This is a genomic window from Saccharothrix stipae, assembly GCF_054781895.1.
Genome location: NZ_BAAGTN010000007.1, coordinates 310,243 through 326,433 on the forward strand (window position 1 = coordinate 310,243; position 16,191 = coordinate 326,433).

Annotated in this window: 18 protein-coding genes; 12 read left to right on the forward strand and 6 right to left on the reverse strand. The window is 72.1% G+C overall.

Going from position 1 to position 16,191, the window contains the following annotated elements:
- Window position 1: 1 nt before the first annotated feature.
- The 7 genes from ACYVLT_RS14160 (at window position 2) to ACYVLT_RS14190 (ending at window position 6,532) form a co-directional block, all read left to right on the forward strand.
- Window positions 2-166: a hypothetical protein gene (locus ACYVLT_RS14160; RefSeq protein ID WP_461120629.1), complete on the forward strand. Its 165-nt coding sequence runs from the start codon at window positions 2-4 to the stop codon at window positions 164-166.
- Between the two features lie 131 nt (window positions 167-297).
- On the forward strand, window positions 298-1,836 hold the full coding sequence (locus tag ACYVLT_RS14165; RefSeq protein ID WP_461120630.1) for an amidase: 1,539 nt from the start codon (window positions 298-300) through the stop codon (window positions 1,834-1,836).
- A 32-nt stretch (window positions 1,837-1,868) separates the two neighbouring features.
- Window positions 1,869-2,774, forward strand: coding sequence for an NAD(P)-dependent oxidoreductase (locus ACYVLT_RS14170; RefSeq protein WP_461120631.1), 906 nt, complete (start codon window positions 1,869-1,871; stop codon window positions 2,772-2,774).
- 150 nt (window positions 2,775-2,924) lie between these two features.
- A complete protein-coding gene (locus ACYVLT_RS14175) occupies window positions 2,925-3,662 on the forward strand; it encodes a dienelactone hydrolase family protein (RefSeq protein ID WP_461120632.1) in 738 nt (245 codons plus the stop codon).
- A gap of 155 nt (window positions 3,663-3,817) precedes the next feature.
- The gene (locus ACYVLT_RS14180; protein ID WP_461120633.1) at window positions 3,818-4,348 is read left to right on the forward strand and encodes a hypothetical protein; all 531 of its coding nucleotides are present in this window, start codon (window positions 3,818-3,820) and stop codon (window positions 4,346-4,348) included.
- 101 nt (window positions 4,349-4,449) lie between these two features.
- Window positions 4,450-6,063 (forward strand): tannase/feruloyl esterase family alpha/beta hydrolase, encoded by a 1,614-nt coding sequence (locus tag ACYVLT_RS14185; RefSeq protein ID WP_461120634.1) that lies wholly within the window; start codon window positions 4,450-4,452, stop codon window positions 6,061-6,063.
- 112 nt (window positions 6,064-6,175) lie between these two features.
- Entirely contained in the window at window positions 6,176-6,532 is a 357-nt protein-coding gene (locus ACYVLT_RS14190) for a DUF6292 family protein (protein WP_360451134.1), read from the forward strand.
- A 99-nt stretch (window positions 6,533-6,631) separates the two neighbouring features.
- Here ACYVLT_RS14190 and ACYVLT_RS14195 read toward each other — a convergent pair whose 3' ends face one another.
- The 5 genes from ACYVLT_RS14195 to ACYVLT_RS14215 all read right to left on the reverse strand — a co-directional run bounded on the left by ACYVLT_RS14195 (window position 6,632) and on the right by ACYVLT_RS14215 (window position 10,414).
- Window positions 6,632-7,201 carry a hypothetical protein gene (locus tag ACYVLT_RS14195; RefSeq protein WP_461120635.1) on the reverse strand — a complete coding sequence of 190 codons (570 nt, stop codon included), beginning with the start codon at window positions 7,199-7,201 and terminating at the stop codon, window positions 6,632-6,634.
- Window positions 7,202-7,207: 6 nt separating this feature from the next.
- The gene (locus ACYVLT_RS14200; protein WP_461120636.1) at window positions 7,208-8,368 is read right to left on the reverse strand and encodes an L-histidine N(alpha)-methyltransferase; all 1,161 of its coding nucleotides are present in this window, start codon (window positions 8,366-8,368) and stop codon (window positions 7,208-7,210) included.
- 131 nt (window positions 8,369-8,499) lie between these two features.
- Window positions 8,500-9,510: a GNAT family N-acetyltransferase gene (locus ACYVLT_RS14205; RefSeq protein WP_461120637.1), complete on the reverse strand. Its 1,011-nt coding sequence runs from the start codon at window positions 9,508-9,510 to the stop codon at window positions 8,500-8,502.
- A 204-nt stretch (window positions 9,511-9,714) separates the two neighbouring features.
- Window positions 9,715-9,894 carry a hypothetical protein gene (locus tag ACYVLT_RS14210; protein WP_360451123.1) on the reverse strand — a complete coding sequence of 60 codons (180 nt, stop codon included), beginning with the start codon at window positions 9,892-9,894 and terminating at the stop codon, window positions 9,715-9,717.
- A gap of 148 nt (window positions 9,895-10,042) precedes the next feature.
- Entirely contained in the window at window positions 10,043-10,414 is a 372-nt protein-coding gene (locus ACYVLT_RS14215) for an ArsR/SmtB family transcription factor (protein ID WP_461120638.1), read from the reverse strand.
- A gap of 54 nt (window positions 10,415-10,468) precedes the next feature.
- On the opposite strand from ACYVLT_RS14215, the gene ACYVLT_RS14220 reads away from it, so the two are divergent.
- The gene (locus ACYVLT_RS14220; protein ID WP_461120639.1) at window positions 10,469-11,425 is read left to right on the forward strand and encodes a cation diffusion facilitator family transporter; all 957 of its coding nucleotides are present in this window, start codon (window positions 10,469-10,471) and stop codon (window positions 11,423-11,425) included.
- A gap of 161 nt (window positions 11,426-11,586) precedes the next feature.
- Window positions 11,587-12,225: a hypothetical protein gene (locus ACYVLT_RS14225; protein ID WP_461120640.1), complete on the forward strand. Its 639-nt coding sequence runs from the start codon at window positions 11,587-11,589 to the stop codon at window positions 12,223-12,225.
- Window positions 12,226-12,327: 102 nt separating this feature from the next.
- On the opposite strand, the gene ACYVLT_RS14230 is transcribed toward ACYVLT_RS14225, so the two are convergent.
- Entirely contained in the window at window positions 12,328-12,747 is a 420-nt protein-coding gene (locus ACYVLT_RS14230; RefSeq protein ID WP_461120641.1) for a helix-turn-helix domain-containing protein, read from the reverse strand.
- A 77-nt stretch (window positions 12,748-12,824) separates the two neighbouring features.
- Between ACYVLT_RS14230 and ACYVLT_RS14235 the strand changes: the two genes are divergently transcribed.
- Genes ACYVLT_RS14235 through ACYVLT_RS14245 form a run of 3 tightly spaced genes read left to right on the forward strand, consistent with a single transcriptional unit; the run spans window position 12,825 to window position 16,175 of the window.
- Window positions 12,825-14,162: a hemolysin family protein gene (locus ACYVLT_RS14235; protein WP_461120642.1), complete on the forward strand. Its 1,338-nt coding sequence runs from the start codon at window positions 12,825-12,827 to the stop codon at window positions 14,160-14,162.
- Window positions 14,162-15,199 carry a hemolysin family protein gene (locus ACYVLT_RS14240; protein WP_461120643.1) on the forward strand — a complete coding sequence of 346 codons (1,038 nt, stop codon included), beginning with the start codon at window positions 14,162-14,164 and terminating at the stop codon, window positions 15,197-15,199. The genes ACYVLT_RS14235 and ACYVLT_RS14240 overlap by 1 nt, the downstream gene beginning before the upstream one ends.
- Window positions 15,200-15,224: 25 nt before the next feature.
- Window positions 15,225-16,175 (forward strand): sporulation protein, encoded by a 951-nt coding sequence (locus tag ACYVLT_RS14245; protein WP_461120644.1) that lies wholly within the window; start codon window positions 15,225-15,227, stop codon window positions 16,173-16,175.
- The last annotated feature ends 16 nt before the right edge of the window (window positions 16,176-16,191 follow it).

Consider the following 16,191-nt stretch of genomic DNA (forward strand, 5'->3'; position numbering starts at 1 on the left):
GATGCGCTGGTGGAAGCTGCTCGGCCTGGCCGGTGTCGCGGGTGTCGCGGCGACCGGGGTGGTGATCGCACGCGCGGAACGCAAGCGCCGCGCCTACACCCCCGACGAGATCCGCGAACGCCTGCACGCCCGCGCCTCGGCAGCCGACCCGCCCCAGAGCAAGTAGACCCAGAGCAAGTAAACCCAGATCAGGTAACCCCTCGGGTAACCCAACGCAGCCGCCCAGAGCCACCGACCCGAAGCGGCCGACGAACGGCGGGTTGACCGGGACCGGTCGCCGGGTCTGGGGTAGCCACCATGCGATCCCTGCTCGCGGCCCTGCTGTGCGTGCTCGTCATCGCACCACCGGCCGACGCCCACACTCGACCGGCTGACGCCCACACCCGACCGGCCGACGCCCGCACCCGCCCGGTCGAGAACCTGGACGCCGCGACCATCCCGCACCTGGTCCGCCGGATGGACGCGGGCACCCTCACCTCGGTCGACCTCACCCGCGCCTACCTGCGCCGCATCGACACGGTGGACCGCGAGCTCCGCTCGGTGGTCGCGGTGAACCCCGAAGCGCTCGCGCAGGCCGCGCAGAGCGATCGGCGTCGTCGGCAGGGGCGGGCCAAGGGGCTGCTGGACGGCATCCCGGTGCTGCTCAAGGACAACATCGACACCAAGACCACGGGCAACACGGCCGGTTCGCGCGCCCTGCGCGTGCCGCCGCGCGACGACGCCGAGCTGGTGCGACGCCTGCGTGACGCGGGCGCGGTGGTGCTGGGCAAGACGAACCTGTCCGAGTGGGCGAACTTCCGCTCCACGTCCTCCACCTCCGGCTGGTCGGCGGTCGGCGGGCAGACCAACAACCCGCACGTGCTCGACCGCAACCCGTGCGGCTCTTCATCCGGCTCGGGCGCGGCGGTGGCGGCGTCGTTGGCGCAGGTCGCCGTCGGCACGGAGACCGACGGTTCGATCGTCTGCCCGGCCGGGCAGAACGGCGTGGTCGGGCTCAAGCCGACGCTCGGCCGGGTCAGTGGCGACGGCATCGTGCCGATCTCGTCGCACCAGGACACCGCCGGACCGATGGCCCGGCACGTGGTGGACGCCGCGATCCTGATGTCCGCGTTGGAGGGCAAGGGCGTCGACTACGCCGCCGGCCTCGACTCCGCGTCGTTGCGCGGCAAGCGGGTCGGCGTGTGGCGCAAGGCGGGTCGCAACGGCGACGCGGACCGGGTCGTGCAGTCGGCGGTGGAGGTGCTCCGGCGGTCCGGCGCGACCGTGGTCGAGGTGGAGCTGCCCTACCAGGACCAGGTCGAGGCCGCCGAGTTCCCGGCGCTGATCACCGAGTTCAAGCACGACCTGGAGCGGTACCTGCGGACCCGGCCCGGCGTGCCGAAGACGCTGACCGAGCTGATCGCGTTCAACGAGGCCGACCCGGTGGAGTTGAGGAAGTTCGGCCAGGAGCTGTTCATCGAGGCCGAGCAGGCGCCGCCGGTGACCGACCCGACCTACGTCGAGCAACGCCGCACCGCCACCGCGCTCGCCCGTCGGTCCATCGACGAGGTCCTGGCCGCGCACCGGCTGGACGTGATCATGGCGCCGACGAACGGGCCCGCGTGGCGGACCGAGTACGGCAGCGGCGACGCCTACGAGCTCGGGTCGTCCACGCCTGCCGCCGTGTCCGGCTACCCGAACGCCACCGTCCCGGCCGGGTTCGCGGGGCCGCTGCCGATCGGGGTGTCGTTCATGGCGGGCCACGGGGCGGACATGACGGTGCTGCGCTTCGCCGCCGCGTTCGAACGGACCGCCCACGCCCGGCGTGCACCGTCCTACCTCCCTTCGCTGCCTTGACCCCCACCCCCAGCCCTCACTCCGCGTAGCCCATGCGACGTCTTCGTGATGCGCCATTCGGCCCATGGTGGGATGTTGGGCCCATGCGCGTGGTGGTGTTGGGAACGGGTCTGATGGGCGCCGGCATGGCGCGGAGCCTGCTGCGGGCCAAGGCGGACGTCGTGGTGTGGAACCGCAGCGTGGCCAAGGCCCGTCCGCTGGCCGACGAGGGCGCCGTGGTCGCCGACGACCCGAAGAGCGCGGTCGTCGGCGCGGACGCCGTGATCACGATGCTGTTCGACGCCGACGCCACCGCCGGGGTGATGGCCGAGGCGCTGCCGTCGGTCGAGGACGGCGCGGTGTGGGTGCAGTGCGGCACGGTCGGCTTGGCCGGCAGCGACCACCTCGCCGAACTGGCCGCGATGCACGACGTGCCCTACATCGACGCACCCGTTCTCGGCACCCGTGCACCGGCGGAGCAGGGCAAGCTGACCGTCCTCGCGGGCGGGCCCGTCGAGTGGCGCGCGGCCGTCGCGCCGGTGTTCGAGGCCATCGCGATCCGCACGGTGTGGGCGGGTGAACGCCCTGGTGACGGCCAGCGGCTCAAACTGGCCGCGAACTCGTGGGTGCTGTCGATCACCGCGGCCACCGCGCAGGCCGTGGCGCTGACCCGAGGTCTCGGCCTGGATCCCGACGCGTTCTTCGAGGCTATCGCCGGAGGGCCGGTGGACAGCACGTACGCGCAGGTCAAGGGTCGCGCCATGATCGACGGCGAGTTCCCGCCCTCGTTCGGGGTCGACGGCGCGATCAAGGACAGCGAGCTGATCATGGCCGCGATGGCGACGACCGGCACCGACGACCGGCTGATGCGCGTGCTGAACGAGCACTACCGGACCGCGGCCGGTCGAGTCGGTGCGGGCGCGGACATGGCCGCGGTGATCGCGGCGTTCGGGTCGTAGCCTCCGGTAGGCTGCTTCTCGCAGGCCGTGCGAGAGAACGAGGAGGTGGTACCCGTGGACGTATCGACATGGGTGCTCCCCTCAGGGGTCACGGTCGGGCGATAGGTCGTCCGGGAGCGCCGTTCACGAGCCCTCCCGAAAGGCACGACCATGCGATTCACCGCCGAACAGCGCTTCCCCGACGGTGTCCTCGAACGCGAGTTCACCCTCGACGAAATCCCCGGCATCCTGTGGACGCCCGAACCCACCCCCACCCCCACCTCCACCCCGCTGGTCCTCCTCGGCCACCCGGGCGGACTGCCCAGGATGTACCCCCGACTGGCGGCCAGAGCCCGGCACGCCGCCGCGGCGGGCTTCGCCACGGCCACCATCGAACTCCCCGGCGGCGGTGACCGACCCCGTTTCGCCCCCGCCGAACAGGCCCGCGCCGACCTGCACCGGGCGCTGGAGGCCGGTGAGCCGGTCTCCGACGAGATCGTCGACCGACTCGTCCTCCCGCTGGTCGACGAGGCGGTCCCGGAGTGGCGGGCCACCTTGGACGCCCTCCTCTCGCTGCCCGGGATCGACGGCCCGGTCGGGTACGCGGGCGGGGTGATCTCCATCGGCGTCCGGTTGGCGGTGGTCGAGCCGCGCATCTCGGCCGCCCTCCTGTTCGCCGGGAGCTTCGTGCCGCGCGCCGTGTTCGAGCAAGCGCGGCAGGTCACCATTCCGCTGCTGGTGCTCCTGCAATGGGACGACGAGGGCAACGACCGGCAGATGGCCCTGGACCTGTTCGACGCCTTCGGCTCCGCCGAGAAGACGCTGCACGCCAACATGGGCGGGCACACCGGCGTGCCGCGGTTCGAGGGGGACGACGGGAACCGGTTCTTCGCCCGGCACCTCATGTGAGCTCGTCGCCCGGCGCCTTAAGTGAGCTCGCCGCAGGGCACCTCAGGTGACGTGGCGTTCGGTAGCGGGGCCTGTCCTCCGATAGCAGGTGGGAGTTACCTTCGAACCGGGTACCAGTGGGTGACGGTGCCGGTCGGTGGGGGAGGTGGCGGCAGGTGGGATCGGGTGGGTTGATCGCGGCCGCCGCGCTGGCCGGTGTGGTGGCCGCGGGCGCGGGTGGGCTCGCGGCGCCCGAGGACCCGGAGGAGGTCTGGCGGGACAACGGGCTGCGCGTGGTCGATCGGGCCACCCGGGAGGACGCCGAGTGCGTCTCCCACTCCTTCGGCCAGGTGCAGGAGTTGCTGAAAGCCGTCCCGTGCGTCGCGCTCGACCGGATGCTGTTCACCGTCACCGACGACAAGGGCGGCACGGCCGTGGTGTTCGTCGCCTGGATCGAGTTCGACGACCGCGACAAGGCGCGCGAGTTCAAACGCGTCGAGGACATCCACGGCACCGGTGACATCACCCCGCTGTCGGGATCGTTGCTCCGGATCAACGACGTCCCCTTCACCGCGCTGAACTACGACTCCGACACGGTCGACGGCGTGACCGTGGTGATCGCCGAAGCGGAGAACGTCGTCGGTGGCTTCACCACCGAGTACCTGGACGACATCGCCGCCGTCGCCGTCCGCACACCCCGCCCCTGATCCGATTCCGCCCCCGCGCACCTCGCCCGTGACCCGATTCCGACCCCGCACACCGAACCGCGTGGCACTGATCGGCAGAATGGGCCGCGGAGGAGGTGCGAGTGATCCGGTGGGTTGTGGTGCTCGGGTTGGTGGCGTCCCTGCTGGCCGCGCTCGCCGCGGCGCCGGGGGAGGACGGCGGGACGATCCGGCCCGTGACCGAGTGCTCGGACCTGGTGGGCGACTTCGCGGTGCCCGGCGCCCGGGCGCACGTGACGCAGGCGGAACCGGTGGCGGACGGCGCCGAGGCCGCGCACTGCGCCGTGCTCGGGTACGTCGAGCCGGAGATCCGGTTCCAGCTGAAGCTGCCGACCACCACCTACACCGGCCGCTACCTCCAGTACGGCTGCGGCGGGTTCTGCGGCGAACTCCTGCCGCCCGCGTTCCCCGACTGCGGCCCCGAGATCGGCGGCGTCGCGGTGGCCGCCACCGACGACGGGCACGTCGGCCGCGGTCGGGTGCGGTCGGGCGATGGCCGGTGGGCCGTCGACAACCAGGCCGCTCGCGACGACTTCGCGTTCCGCGCGCCGCACGTGGTCTCGTTGGCCGCGAAGCGCGTCATCGAGGACTACTACGGCGACCCGCCCTCGTTCTCGTACTTCGCCGGCTGCTCGAACGGCGGCCGGGAAGGGCTGTTGCTGGCCCAGCGCTACCCGCACGACTTCGACGGCGTCATCGCGGGCGCGCCCGCCAACTACCAGAGCCCGCTGGTGCTCTACCAGGCCTGGCTGGCCCGCACCAACACCGGCGCGGACGGTCGACCGGTGCTCACCGCCGACCGGCTGCCCGTGCTGCACGACGCCGTCATGCGGCACTGCGACCGCGTCGACGGCCTGGTGGACGGCCTGATCGACGACCCGCGCCGCTGCGACTACGACCCGGCGCCGCTGGAGTGCGCACCGGACGGCGCCGACTGCCTCACCGCGGCGCAGGTCGACGTGGTGCGCAAGCTGTACGCGGGACCCGAGGACGCCCGCGGCAACAGGCTCTACCCGGCCGGGCAGGAACGCGGCTCCGAACTGGCCTGGGAGGACTGGATCACGCCGTCGGACGACGGCGACACCCCCCTGGCCGCGCTGCTCGCGGACGACTACCTCCGGCGCATGGGTTACCCGGTGGGCACGCCGCCCTCGTCGCTGGCCGACGTCGAGTTCACCGCCGAGGAGTTCGCCCGGCTCAACGTCGAAGGCGTGCGCGGCAACGCGATGAGCCTCGACCTGGACGAGTTCCGCCGCGCGGGCGGCAAGCTGATCCTCTGGCACGGGTGGAGCGACCAGGGCGTCCCACCGCGCGGCCTGCTCGACTACTACGAACGGCTGGCCCGGCGCGACGACCACGACATCCGCGGCTGGGCCCGGGTGTTCATGGTGCCGGGCCTGCGCCACTGCGGTGGCGGCGACGAGCTGACCGGCTTCGACCCGATCCGCGAGCTGCTGGCGTGGGTCGAGCAGGGCGTCGCGCCGGAGCGGGTCATCGCCACCCGCCGTGACGCGAACGGCGGCGTCGTCCGCTCCCGGCCCGTGTTCCCGTACCCGCTGACCGCGCGGTACGACGGCAGCGGCAGCATCGACGACGCGGCGAACTTCGTGTCGGCGCCGCCCGCCGCACCGACCCGTGACGCGGTCGACTGGGTGGGCGTCTACCTGCACGGACAGCCCGGACCGACCGCGTCCTGAGCCAAGCAAACCGGACGTCCGGGTTTCGGAACTCCACGATCGGGTTACCCCGGATCGCGCCGACGACTCGGCGCGCGGTCGGTGGACTCCGGGGTGGGGACGGTGGTGCGTGGTGGACTGGGAATTCGATGACGAGAGCGCGGTGCGCGAACTGCTGGCCTACGTGTCGAGGGTGACCCGCGCGCTCGGGCTCAGCGGCGAGTCCTCCTGCGTCCAGTCCGACGGCGCACGCCTCGGCGCCTACCTCGCGCTCGACGGCCACCTGCCCGGGTTCGCCGACCGGGACGTGGCGCTGCTCTGGGACGAGGACCGCGGCTGGTCCGTCGCGGTGGAGAGCGACAGCGCCGAGCCGCCGTTCGTGCTGGCCAGGCTGCGCGGCCCGATCCGCCCGGAACCCGCCGCCGTGGCGCGGTGGGTGGACGGCCTGGAACTGGTCGACGACGACCGGGAACTGCTGGCCGCGAGCTGATCCGGCTATCACCAACCAGCTCGGGCTATCACCAACCAGCGCCTGCTGAAGCCGACCAGCGCCTGCTGAAGCCCACCAACGCCGGTCGACGCTCGCGAGTCAACGCCCGCCGGGCCCGCCGAGGTAGGCCTGTGCCTCGTCCAGCAGCGCCCGCACCCCCTGGAAGAAGCTGCTCGCGCTGTGCAGCGCCGCGTGGAACTGCTCGGCCTTCTGGTCCGACGGGCTGGTGAACACCAGCATCTCGGTCAGCTCCAGCCGCCGGTTCACCGACGCCACCGCCGTGCGCCACCGGTGCAGCAGGTCGATCAGGTCGGCGTCGCGGTGCGGGCTGAGCGCGCCCGACGACAACGCCGAGTCCACCGCCGACTGCACCAGCCTCGGGTACACCCGCCTGCCCCGCGGGCCCTCCGGGCTGAACGCCTCGCCGTCCAGCGTCTCCCGGTTGCGCGCCATCTCCAGCCGGATCGACTCGATCGCCTGGTTGCGCTGCTCGCGCTGCGACGCCCACCGCTCGGCGAAGATGCCGGTGATGCCCGCGAGCAGCGCGAACGAGTTCACCGCGGGCTCCCACCGGTCGCCCGGCGGCGACACGACGAACCAGCTCACGCCCAGCACCACCGCCACCGCGAGCGCGCCGAACGTCAGCGCCGTGATCACGACGCGGGTCATCTTCGGTCAGTTCTCCCAGATCTCGCGGGCCAGGGTGTCGACCGGCTTCGGCGCGGGCGCCTGCGCACCGGGCGCGAGCAGCAGCAGGTCCATCCCGAAGCCCTGCGACGAGCGCGGCACGGCGAAGTCGGAGTGCGTGCCGACGACCTTGCGCATCCCGGCTTCGCGCACGATCCCCTCCAACGCCTTCCGCGCGTACTTGCGGGTCAGGTAGAGCCGGATGGTGTCCCGGTCCGGGAACGGCACCCTGGTGCGGTCGGGCAGCATCATCATGATGTCGCCGCCGGTCTGGTTCTGGTAGACGACCTTCACCCGCAACGCCCGGTCGTCCTCGACCGCGCCCCGGAACTGCACCGCGTCCACGTTGATGGTCAGGTCGGTGTTGTGCAGCAACGCGCTGGTCACGAACTCGCGGTAGGCCCGGCTGCGGGCGTACTCCTGGACCGCGTCCTGCGCCAGGTCGTCGCTCAACGCCTCGGTGGTGGCGACCTCCAGCAGGAACAGGTCCTGCGGCCGGGCCAGCGCGGTGAGGTTCGCGAGCAGCTCGGCGTCGTGGTCGAAGTTCGCCATGGTGTTGCCCAGCAGCGAGTACAGCACCGGCTCGTCGCCGACCAGCCGGTGGATCAGCTCGCGCAGCTCGGCCAGGTTGTCGGTGATGGAGAAGTCCAGCTGCACCGGCACCACCCGGTGCCCGCGCAGGCCGACGCGGTGGGTGGCCTCCTGGGTGCCCAGCCGCAGCATCTCCGAGCTCATGTCCACCGGCAGGTAGAGCAGGGCCGGGTTGCGCTCCAGCAGGTGCTCCAGGATGAGCCGGTCCTTGTGCCCGGTGCCGACGCCGAAGCTGACGTGGTGGAACCCCTCGCCGATCCGGCCGCGCACCCGTGCCCAGCGGCGGGTGAACGAGTCCAGGCTCTGCTTCATCACCAGGTAGAACGGGTCGGCGCAGGCGTGCGCCCAGGCGATCGTCGGTCCGATGCCCCAGTAGGCGTAGCCGGAGGTGATCTGCTTGCCGTCGCCCGCGGTCGACGGCTTGCCGAGCAGGTCGCTGGTGAGGGCGGCCAGCTTGTCCCGCTGGTCCTCGCCGACGAGCACCAGCGACCAGGCGAAGTCCGACTCGTCGATGGCCTTGGCCAGATCGCCGACCAGCCGCCCGTCGCTCGCCGTCACTCGGCCTCCTCCGCTGTGGTCCGCACCGCAGCCTACCGATCACCACCGACACCCACCCGGCTTTCCCGGATGGCGTAGCGCCGGGGTGCTCGACGTGCGCGGCGGCCGTCAGCGCTCCACGAGTCGGGTCGTCAGCGCTTCGCGAGGCGGGCCGTCAGCGCGTCGATGTCGTGCGCGACGATCAGCTCGGTGCGTTCGACGGCCATGCCCAGCTCCCGGTTGACCCGGATCATGTGCTCGTTGTCGGCGTTGGTGAAGGTGTGCACGCGTTCCAGGTCCGGGTGGTCTTCGGCCAGCCAGTGGGCCATGACGCCCTTGATGCCCAAGCCGAGCCCGTGGCCCCGGTGCGCGCCGAGCACGGCCGTGTCGCCTTGGTGGGCCGTGCGCGGCCCGTGCGGCAGCAGCAACACCTCGGTCAGCCCGGCGACCTCGCCGGTGGCCTCGTGCACGGCCACCACCACGCGCTGCTCGACGTTCTCGCCGCGCAGCTCCGCCTCGTTCTCCCGGACCCGCTCGACCGTCCACTCGGGAGGGACGTACTCGGTCGTGCCCATCGGCGCGTCGTGGATCGCGCTCCGCGCGGCGGCGTAGGACGCGACGATCTCCTCCGGCGCTTCGTTCATCCACCGCTCGACCCGGTACCCGTCGGGCAGGTCTACCGACCACCGCGTCCGGTCCGCGTCACCGACCGCCACGCCCATGGCCGCCACCGCCCGCACGGTCTTGAACCCCAGCCGGTGCGCCCACTGCGTGCCCGGACGTCCCTCCACCAGTCCCCAGTCCTCGATCACCGTGCGCCCGCGTGCACGCAACTCCGGCAACATCCCGCGGAGCAACCGGGTGGCGACGCCCCGCCGGCGTGACTCCGGGTGCACGACCACCGTGGCCACCGCGATGTGGCCGTTCTCGTCCTCGGGGAACCGCGCGTACCCGAACGCCACGATCCCGCTCGCGTCGCGCACCACCCAGTGCCCCGCCGGACCGACGCCGGGGAACGGGTTGCGCAGCCGTTCGACCACGTCCTCGTACGACGGCACCGGCTCGTGCGGCGAGTCCTCGTCGACGAGGTGGCTGTCCCGCACCACCCGGTAGTACCCCGCCAGGTCCGCCACGTCCGCCTGGTTCGGATCGAACGACTCCACCGCGCCCCCTTCGCCGGTGGGACACGTTAGCCCCGATGATCGTCGCGGTCGCGTGCTTTCCCGATCAGCACTCCGCCGACCGACCTTCCCCCGGCGAGTCCTTCCCTGGCGCGTCTTCCCGCGGCGAGTCTTTCCCTGGCGGCACAACGAACTCGGGGCCGCAGGCGATTGCCCGCGGCCCCGTCGGTGGAAACCCGCCGGGCGTCACCGGGGCGCCGGTTGCAGGACGCGGCCCGACGCGGTCAGGTGTTCCCAGGTCCGGCCGCGCTGGCTGGGCGGGGCCTCGCCGTCGGCGGTGCACGTCGGGTACACCAGGCCGTAGGGGACGGGTTGGTGGAAGAGGTCGCCGCTGCGGATGTCGATCAGGTCACACGACTGCGCCATCACGACCTCCCGCCGGACCGTCGTGAAGAGGTGGGGATGCCCATGATCCTGCTCCTCGTTGAACCGGGTGGGGGTGCTTCGGATACCCGTTGAGCTGCACTGATATGCCCGGTTCGTTGCGACGTAAGGGTGAAACCGGCGCCGCGGGTCAACGCTGGTGGTGAGCGACCTCCTGCTCGGCGTCGTCGGCGGGCGGGATGCCGCGGTCGACGTGGTCGGCGTGGAAGAGTGCTTGTGCCAGAAGGGATCTCACGTGGTCGTTGGCCGCGGAGTAGTAGACGAACGTGCCCTCGCGGCGGCCCTTCACCAGACCGGCGAGGCGCAGCTTGGCCAGGTGCTGGCTGACCGCGGTCGGCGCGGCGCCCGCCAGGTCGGCGAGGCAGGCCACCGACGACTCGCCCTGCAGCAACGCCCAGAGCACCTTGATCCGGGTCGGGTCGGCGAGCAGGCGGAACGACTCGGCGGCCAGGTGTACCTGCTCGTCGTTGGGCATGTCGAAGTCCGACAACGCGGTGTGCATGACGCCAGCCTACTTACTTGCGTATCTGCGTGATTGCGCAGGTATGCTGCCGGCGTGACGGGCAGAGAACACGGACATGGGCACGGCCATGGACACGGGCACGGCCACGGGCACCGTTCGGTGGACCGCGTCGACACCGCGCTGGAGGGCAGCGAGCGGGGGATGCGCGCCCTGGTCGTCTCGTTCGTGGCGCTGTTCGCCACGGCGGCCGCGCAGGCGGTGTTGGTGCTGGTCACCGGCTCGGTGGCGCTGCTGGGCGACACCGTCCACAACGTCGCCGACGCCCTCACGTCCATACCGCTGGCCATCGCCTTCGTGCTGGGCCGCCGGGCCGCGTCCCGCCGGTTCACCTACGGCCTCGGACGTGCGGAGGACCTGGCCGGCGTGGTGATCGTGCTGGTGATCGCCGCGTCGGCGGCGTACGCCGGGTACGAGTCGGTGCGCGGGCTGCTCGACCCGCAGCCCGTGCGGCACCTCTGGGTGGTGGCGGTGGCCGGCGTGGTCGGGTTCCTGGGCAACGAGCTGGTCGCGCGCTACCGGATGCGGGTCGGCCGGGAGATCGGCTCGGCCGCGCTCGTCGCCGACGGCCTGCACGCCCGCACCGACGGCTTCACCTCGCTGGCCGTGGTGCTGGGCGGGATCGGGGTGGCCCTGGGGTTCCCGGCCGCCGACCCGCTCGTCGGCCTGGGCATGACCGTCGCCATCCTGTTCGTCCTGCGCGACGCGGCGGGCGAGGTCTTCGGCCGGTTGCTCGACGCGGTCGACCCGGCGTCGGTCGACCTGGCCGAACGCGCCGCCGCGCAGGTCGACGGCGTGGTGCGGGCCGACCGGGTGCGCATGCGGTGGACCGGGCACGTGCTGCGGGCGGAGCTGGCGATCGCGGTGGACGCGCGGCTGAGCGTCGAGCAGGGTCACCGCATCGCGCACGAGGTGGAACGGCACCTCAAGCACGCCGTGCCCCGCTTGGCCGCGGTCACGGTGCACACCGAACCCGCCACGGCGACTGCCTGATTTGCCGCCACTGTCCGACTTACCGCCGCTGTCGGTCCGAGGTGGGGACCATATCGACCGACACCAACTACTTAACCACCTCTGACCAGCAAAAACAAGACTTGTTCCGGGGCTGCGAACCCGTCACCCTTGCCACCATGAGGTGGGGACCTTCTGGGGAATTGAGCACTGTCCTGTGGATCGGCGGGGCGCAGTGGACGGGCAAGTCGACCGTCGCCTGGCTCCTGTCGCGCCGATTCGGACTGACCGCGTACCACTACGACTTCCACGACGCCCGAGGCCACTACGACCGCGCGCTGGCGCACGCCGGGCGCTACCCGCATCGGCACGCGTGGCTGACCCTCCAAGACCACGACCCCGACACGACCTGGGTGCGACCGTCACCGGGGGAGATGGCCGAGCACAGCAAGCGCGGCCACGCCGAGCGCTTCGGGATGGTGCTGGACGACCTGCGCGCGTTGTCCAGCGGCCGCCCGCTCGTCGCCGAGGGGTGGGGTCTGCGACCGGAACTGGTCGCGCCGCTGCTCGCCGACCCGCGGCAGGCCGTGTTCCTCGTGCCGAGCGAGGCGTTCCGGCAGCGCCAGATCCGTGAACTGCCCAGGGCGGGCAAGGTGTCCGCCGCCGTGAGCGACCCGGAACGCGCGCAGGCGAACCGGGTCGAACGAGACCGCCTGCTGGCCGAGGACGTGGTCGAGCGGGCCCGGGAGCACGGCCTGCGCGTGATCGAGGTGGACGGCCGGCTCAGCGTGGGCGGCCTGACCACCGCGGTGGCCGAGCACTTCAGCCCCTGGCTGGGCTGATCGGCGAGGTTCGAACGCCCGCCGCGCGCCCTCTCCGGTCGCGCGGCGGGTTCACCGCGACGGCGGGTTCCCGACAGGCGCGGGTTCCCGACAGGTGCGGGTTCACGGCAAAGGCGGGAGTTCCAACGCCAAGGTGATCAGCGAGTGCACGCGGTTGGCGATGGCCGACAGCACGCCGTGCGCCTCCGGTGACGCGTTCTCGGCCGCCGCCTGCAACGCCCGCAGGTCTTCGTCGATCCGGTCCAGCACGGGTCCCACGTCGGCCTGCCGGGTGTTGAACGCGGTCGCGATCTCGTCCAGCGGCACGCCCTGGACCTCCAGCCGCTGCACGAGGTGGATGCGCTCCACGTCGCCGGGCGCGTAGAGCCGGTAGTTGCCCGCCGTGCGCTGCGCGGGCGAGATCAACCCGAGGCTCGTGTAGTAGTCGACGGTGCGGATGCTGACGCCGGCCCGCGCGGCCAGCTCACCGATCCTGAGCAGGACCTCCGCCACCCGCGCCTCCCCGCAACCGTACAGTGCCACGTGCTAGTGTGAAGTATGTCAGACGACGAAGACGGTAGTAGCCGGCCGGGTCGGGCCCGGCTGAACGACACCGCACCATGTTGATCATCTCCGGCACGCTGGCGATCGTGCTGCTGACCATCGCCACCGGCTACTTCGTGGCCCAGGAGTTCGCCTACATGGCGGTCGACCGGGGCAGGTTGCGGCACCAGGCCGAGAGCGGCGACAAGGCCGCCGAACGCGCCTACCGCGTCACGCAACGCCTCTCCTTCATGCTCTCCGGCGCCCAGTTCGGCATCACGGTGACCGCGCTGCTCGCCGGTTACGTCGCCGAACCGCTCCTGGGCGAGGGCCTGGCCGCCGTCCTCGGGCACACGGGCCTGTCGCCCACGCTGACCGTGACGCTGTCCATGGCGCTCGCGCTCACCTTCGCGACCGCGGTCCAGATGGTGCTCGGCGAGCTGTTCCCGAAGAACCTCGCCATCGCGAAACCCGAGGCCCTGGCCAAGGCGCTGAGCACGTCCACCCTGGCCTACCTCAAGGTCACCGGTCCGCTGATCCGGCTGTTCGACGCCTCGGCCAACCGGCTGCTGCGCGCGGTCGGCATCGAACCCGTGGAAGAGCTGCCGCAGGGCGCCACCCCGGACGACCTGAGGCAGATCATCGGTGAGGCGCAGCAGCGGGGCCACCTCGACGCCGAGCTGTCCCGCCTGCTCGACCGGGGCCTGGACTTCCGCGGCCTGGTCGCGGACCAGGCCATGACATCGCGGGTCTCGGTGCACACCGTGCGCGCCGACGAGCCGGTCGCGCGGGTGGTCGGGTTGCTGGACACCGGCCACTCCCGCTTCCCCGTCGTCGGCGACGGCCTGGACGACCTGCGCGGCGTGGTCGGGCTGGCCGAGGTGCTGACCGTCGCGCCCGAGGACCGCGCCACCACACCGGTGGGTGACGTCGCGTCACCCGCGCTGGTGGTGCCGTCGACGTTGCCGCTGCCCGCCGTGCTGGAACGGCTGCGCCTCGAACGCCGCCAGCTGGCCTGCGTGGTGGACGAGTTCGGCGGCTTCGCGGGCGTGGTGTCCCTGGAGGACCTGGCCGAGGAACTGGTCGGCGAGATCCACGACGAGGACGACGTGCTGCGCGACGCGGTGGAGCGACGCGCCGACGGGTGGGAGGTGCCCGGCCGGCTGCGGATCGACGAGATCGCCGACGCCACCGGCGTCGAGCTGCCCGCGCACGACAACTACGACACCGTGTCCGGCCTGGTGCTGCACCGGCTCGGCCGCACACCCGACGTGGGCGACGAGGTCGAGTCCGGCGGGGTGCTCGTGCGGGTGACGGCCGTGGCCCGGCACGTGCCCAGCAGGGTCCTGCTCAGCAAGGTCTCGCCCAGCAGGGTTTTGCCCGGCGGCGTGCGGCTCGGCAAGGGGGTGCGGTGATGAGCACCACGTGGTCGTTGTTCGTCTCCGTGTTGTTGTTGGCGGCCAACGCCTTCTTCGTGGCCGCCGAGTTCGCGCTGATGGCGGCGAAGCGGCACCGGCTGGAGGAAGCCGCGCGGACCAGTCGGGCGGCACGGGCCGCGTTGGCGGGCGTGCGCGAGTTGTCGTTGATGCTCGCGGGCGCGCAGCTGGGCATCACGCTGTGCACGCTGGGGTTGGGCGCGCTGGCCAAGCCCGCGGTGGCCGACCTGGTCGACCCGCTGTTGCTCGCGGTCGGCCTGCCGTCCGGGCTGTCGTACGCGCTCTCGTTCACGATCAGCCTGGTGCTGGTGGTGTTCCTGCACATGGTGATCGGCGAGATGGCGCCGAAGTCGTGGGCGATCAGCCACCCCGAGCGGTCGGCGCTGCTGCTGGCGATGCCGTTCCGGGCGTTCGCGCACACCGTCCGGTTGCTGCTGAGCGCGCTGAACGCGGTCACGAACGCGTTGCTGCTCCTGGTGAAGGTGCAGCCGAAGGACGAGCTGAGCCGCGAGCACCACCCGGACGACATGCGGATGCTGGTGCGGCAGTCGGCCGAGCACGGCCTGATCCCGGAGGGCCAGCGCCGGCTGCTGACCCGGATGTTGCAGCTCCAGCAGACCACCGTGACCCAGGTGATGGTGCCCATCGGGGAGACCGTCACCGTCGCCGAGCACACCGGCGCGCGGGCGATCGAGGACCGCAGCCGCGCGTGCGGGCGGTCGCGGTTCCCGGTGACCGACGCCGACGGGCGGTTCGTCGGCCTGGTGCACATCCGCGAGGCCGTGCGCGCCACCGCCGCCGGCGCCGACACCGCGGCCCGGGACCTGATGACCGCACCGCTGACGTTGCCCGCCGAGTTGCCGGTGGCGGGCGCGGTGACCAGGATGCGCGCCGAACGGGCGCAGCTGGCGCTGGTGGCCGACGCGGAGGGCCGCGTGGTCGGCATCGCCGCCCTGGAAGACCTCCTCGAAGAGCTGATCGGCGACTTCGAGGACGAGACCGACCAACCGAACTGACCACCTCACGGAGGAACTCCAGCCCATGTTCAAGCGGATGCTCAGCGCATTCGGCGTCGGCGGACCGTCCGTCGACACCGTGCTCGACTCGCCGCACGCCCAGCCCGGCCAGGTGATCACCGGCCAGGTGCGCATCCAGGGCGGCAGCAACGAGGCCCGCATCGACCGGATCGTGCTGTCCCTGGTGACCAGGGTCGAGGTCGAGCACGGCGACCACGAGTTCGGCGGCACCGCCGAGTTCCTGCGCCTGGAGGTGGCGCAGGACGTGCGGGTCGCGGCCGGGCAACCGGTGACCGTGCCGTTCCGGCTGGCGTTGCCGTGGGAGACCCCGATCACGGCCGTCGGCGGGCAGCGCCTGCCCGGCGTGACCGTCGGCGTGCGGACCGAGCTGGTGATCTCGGGTGCGCCCGACAAGGGCGACCTGGACCCGGTGCTGGTCGGCCCGCTGCCGTCGCAGGACCGGGTGCTCGACGCGTTCGGGCAGCTCGGCTTCCAGTTCCGCTCCGCCGACGTCGAGGCGGGCCGGATCCACGGCGTGCACCAGGAGCTCGGCTTCTACCAGGAGATCGAGTTCTACCCGCCGGCGCAGTTCGCGGGCCGGGTGAACGAGGTGGAGCTGACCTTCGTGGCCAGTCCGCACGAGCTGGTCGTGGTGCTGGAGGCGGACAAGCGGGGCGGCCTGTTCTCGTCCGGCGCGGACGCGTTCGGCCGGTTCCACGCCTCGCACGCCGACGCGGTGAACACCGACTGGGCGGGCGCGATCGGCCAGTGGCTGGCGCAGGTCGCGGGCCGCGGCGGCCACGCGCACGGCCTGCCGGGACACATGGGCCACCCGGACCACCGCGGTCACCACCGCGGGCCGGGCATGGGTGCGGTGGTCGGCGGTGTCGCGGCGGGGGTCGTGGGCGGCATGGTGGTGGGTGAGGTCGTGGACGAGGTGTTCGACGCGGGCGAGGACTTCGGTTCGGAGGAGTAGCCCGGACGACCGGGTG

Bases quoted from the DNA above. Each gene is read 5' to 3' on its own strand.
- ACYVLT_RS14160 (WP_461120629.1), top strand. From the start codon at position 2: ATGCGCTGGTGGAAGCTGCTCGGCCTGGCCGGTGTCGCGGGTGTCGCG.
- ACYVLT_RS14165 (WP_461120630.1), top strand. From the start codon at position 298: ATGCGATCCCTGCTCGCGGCCCTGCTGTGCGTGCTCGTCATCGCACCA.
- ACYVLT_RS14170 (WP_461120631.1), top strand. From the start codon at position 1,869: ATGCGACGTCTTCGTGATGCGCCATTCGGCCCATGGTGGGATGTTGGG.
- ACYVLT_RS14175 (WP_461120632.1), top strand. From the start codon at position 2,925: ATGCGATTCACCGCCGAACAGCGCTTCCCCGACGGTGTCCTCGAACGC.
- ACYVLT_RS14195 (WP_461120635.1), bottom strand. From the start codon at position 7,201: ATGACCCGCGTCGTGATCACGGCGCTGACGTTCGGCGCGCTCGCGGTG.
- ACYVLT_RS14210 (WP_360451123.1), bottom strand. From the start codon at position 9,894: ATGGCGCAGTCGTGTGACCTGATCGACATCCGCAGCGGCGACCTCTTC.
- ACYVLT_RS14215 (WP_461120638.1), bottom strand. From the start codon at position 10,414: ATGCACACCGCGTTGTCGGACTTCGACATGCCCAACGACGAGCAGGTA.
- ACYVLT_RS14235 (WP_461120642.1), top strand. From the start codon at position 12,825: ATGTTGATCATCTCCGGCACGCTGGCGATCGTGCTGCTGACCATCGCC.
- ACYVLT_RS14240 (WP_461120643.1), top strand. From the start codon at position 14,162: ATGAGCACCACGTGGTCGTTGTTCGTCTCCGTGTTGTTGTTGGCGGCC.
- ACYVLT_RS14245 (WP_461120644.1), top strand. From the start codon at position 15,225: ATGTTCAAGCGGATGCTCAGCGCATTCGGCGTCGGCGGACCGTCCGTC.